Here is a 534-nt window from a genome sequence, read left to right as displayed (position 1 = left end):
CTTGTTGGATCAGGCTGGATTGCTGCTCTCTTTTTTGCAGCGATACTACTCAGAGCCTTTTCGCAAGCTAAGGCAGATTCCTTCGAAATAGGGAGACTGAACGAAAAGATAAAAGGATTGGAAGACAACCTCGACCAGAGGGATACGGTTCTTAGCGAGCGAATCAAAAGCTTGGAACATGACCTGCAAAATAGGAATGCAATTCTTGAGTATGTAGCGAGTCATCAGATGGGACAACGTGCCATGCCAAGAGCCGCACCTGATGTAGCACCGAACGGAGAAGACCAAACATGATGGATGTGAATTTCGACAATTACCATTACTTCCCTACCATCCGGGCTCGACAGGCAGAACTAAAAGGCTTGGAGATGCTCGATGATGCTCGTAAGGCAAAGATCATGCCCATCCTCACTCTGGGCAAGTGGCGTAATGCACTGGACTTCGGAAGAGGAGCGGAGAAGGCTCAACAGGCGATGGGAAATCTGCCTTACTTTCTTGATCTGACCACCGACGCTACACACTTACCAGACCAAC

General features: G+C 48.7%; 1 protein-coding gene and 1 pseudogene. Both read left to right on the top strand.

Annotated features, from left to right (window positions below):
* A partial coding sequence (locus KDH83_RS31325; protein ID WP_212323020.1) for a hypothetical protein occupies nt 1–294 on the top strand: 294 nt, incomplete at its 5' end.
* Nucleotides 291–534 (top strand): annotated as a pseudogene (locus KDH83_RS31320) (beta family protein); the annotation flags it as partial. The gene KDH83_RS31325 and the pseudogene KDH83_RS31320, both read left to right, overlap by 4 nt.

Source organism: Achromobacter sp. Marseille-Q0513 (genome assembly GCF_018195695.1).
Lineage (GTDB): Bacteria > Pseudomonadota > Gammaproteobacteria > Burkholderiales > Burkholderiaceae_B > Achromobacter.
Note: the sequence above shows the minus strand (reverse complement) of the source record. Positions and strands in the feature narration are given on the sequence as shown.